Source organism: Nocardioides sp. (assembly GCF_036274455.1).
Taxonomy (GTDB): domain Bacteria; phylum Actinomycetota; class Actinomycetes; order Propionibacteriales; family Nocardioidaceae; genus Nocardioides.
In genome coordinates this window covers 1-2,052 of record NZ_DASUFR010000086.1, presented here as the reverse complement: position 1 = coordinate 2,052, position 2,052 = coordinate 1, and the positions used below count along the sequence as shown (strand labels likewise).

Annotated in this window: 2 protein-coding genes; both read right to left on the bottom strand. The window is 71.3% G+C overall.

From position 1 onward, the window contains the following. Positions 1–848: hypothetical protein (locus tag VFV89_RS08575; protein WP_329705507.1), on the bottom strand; the 848-nt coding region annotated here is incomplete at its 3' end. Continuing rightward, positions 845–1,927 carry a sulfotransferase family protein gene (locus VFV89_RS08570; RefSeq protein ID WP_329705506.1) on the bottom strand — a complete coding sequence of 361 codons (1,083 nt, stop codon included), beginning with the start codon at positions 1,925–1,927 and terminating at the stop codon, positions 845–847. The genes VFV89_RS08570 and VFV89_RS08575, both read right to left, overlap by 4 nt. Between the last annotated feature and the right edge of the window lie 125 nt (positions 1,928–2,052).

The following is a 2,052-nucleotide window of genomic DNA, read 5'->3' as shown; positions in this document are numbered from 1 at the left end:
TCGACGATGTGCACGCCCTCGGGCGCGGTGATCTCGTGGACACCGGGCAGGACGGTGCCTTCGAGCAGGGCGTTGTAGACCGTCCACTCACGGCGCTTGCGCTTGTTGCGATAGCTCGTGGCGAACGACGCCGGGTCGGTCCAGTGCGCGAACTCGTCACCGTCGAGGTACTTCAGCTCGACGCACAGACCGTGCGGCAGCCCGATCGAGCGGACCGGGTCGGGAGTCGTACGGATCTCCCACTCGTAAGCCTTGGTGAAGACGAAGTCCGGACCGATCGGGAAGCCCCACTCCTCGGCGTTGCGCAGCCCGAGGTCGAGGTAGCCCTTGGAGTCGCTGTCGAGGTAGAGGCCGTGGCGCGGCACGCGGATGATCGACTGCACGTCGCCGACCTGCCAGCCGAGGTCACCGATCGAGACCTCGCCCTCGGTGGTGAGGACCATGTCGCCGTCCCACTTCCATGAGTAGCGGGTCTGCACCTGGGCGAAGCACCAGTTGTAGAAGTAGGCGAGCGAGTGCACGGACCGCTCCGGCTGGGCGAGGTGCTCGGCGCCGGCCCGGGCGACCTGGAAGGGGTACGTCGCCTGGGTGAGCTTGTCGGCGAGCCCCGCCTTCTCCGCCGTCTCGCGGGTGACCTCCGGCGTCCCGTCGGTGGAGCCGTTGTCGACGACCAGAACGTGGTCGGTGGCGCGCAGCAGCGGCGGAAGCACCCAGGGCAGGCTGCGGGCCTCGTCCTTGACCCGGAGCACCGCGGTCGCCCCGGGCCGGAGGCCCTCCGGTCGGGTCCAGGGCCAGGTGATGTCGAACTCGGTGTGGCCCTCGAGGTTCGCGATGCCGGTGGTGCTCACTGGTCCGCCGGTCGTTCCTTGCCGGCCATCTTGCGCAGCCCGCGGCGCACCGACGGCGGGATGGCCGCGCGGACGCCGTGCGGGATGCGGTCCGCGCCGCGGGGGCCGTGGTCGGCGGGTGCGACACCGCGCTGGCGCTTGATCCGCTGCTCGGCCGCGACCACCGACGACCTGGAGATCGCGGCGGACTCCTCGTAGAGGTCGACGTAGGCCTCGCGCAGCTGGTCGAGCGCCTCGCGGACGCCCGGGGTGTCGCCGCCCGGGTCGGCCAGCTTGTTGAGCTCGTCCCAGGTGGCCGCGGTCAGCTCGTGGAGCCGCTTGGGGAGGCCGAGGTCGTCGAGGGTCTGGCTCATCCGTCGCAGCCCCGGGTCGACGAACCGGTGCCCCTCCCGGATCTGCTCGCTGTCGGCGTGCAGCACGTGCTGGAGCTGGAGCGTCTCGGCCACGTGCATCGAGGTCTTCACCCAGTCGCCCAGCAGGTCTGCGTACCGCACGAAGACCCGCCCACCGTCCGCGACCGACTCCCGGGTGCCGCGCTCGGTGTGCAGCATCATGTTCAGCCAGCTCGCCGCCAGGTGGGCCGAGCCGAGCCGGTTGGCGTAGTAGGTCTGCTTGCTGCCGACCACCTCGCTGGGCTCGCGCAGCATCGTCGCGAACACGGGGGTGGCGCCGGTGCGGACCGCGGCCACCCGCCACAGGCTGAGGAACCAGCCCAGCCGCGGGTCCTTGACCACCAGCTCGGTGCTGACCTGGAAGTGGCTCTCCAGCCAGTCCGCGGTGGCGATCCGCTCCTGCTCGCGGGTGGCGACCCGGCCGGTCTCGAACCACGCCTCCGGGCGCGAGTCGCTGACCTGGACCAGGGCCTCCTTGAGCAGCCGGTCGTGGTGGTCGACCACCCAGCGCGGCTCCCCGAACCCCTTGGGGTTGGTCTCGTCGGCCACGACCTCCGGCTGGGGCACGTGCAGCCCCATGATCCGCATCAGCCCGGCCATCGTGGAGGTGCCCGAGCGGCCGGCGCCCGCGACGAACAGCACCTTGCGCGGGTACGTCGTCGAGTCGGTCAGGCTGAGCTCGGTCACGGGGTGAGAGCCTATCGGCCATGGTCCGGCTGACCCGACTCCGTCGCGCCCCCTCGCGGCTGAGCGTGGTGGTGCCGGCCTACGACGTGGCGGCGTACCTGCCCGAGTGCCTCGACTCGGTGCTG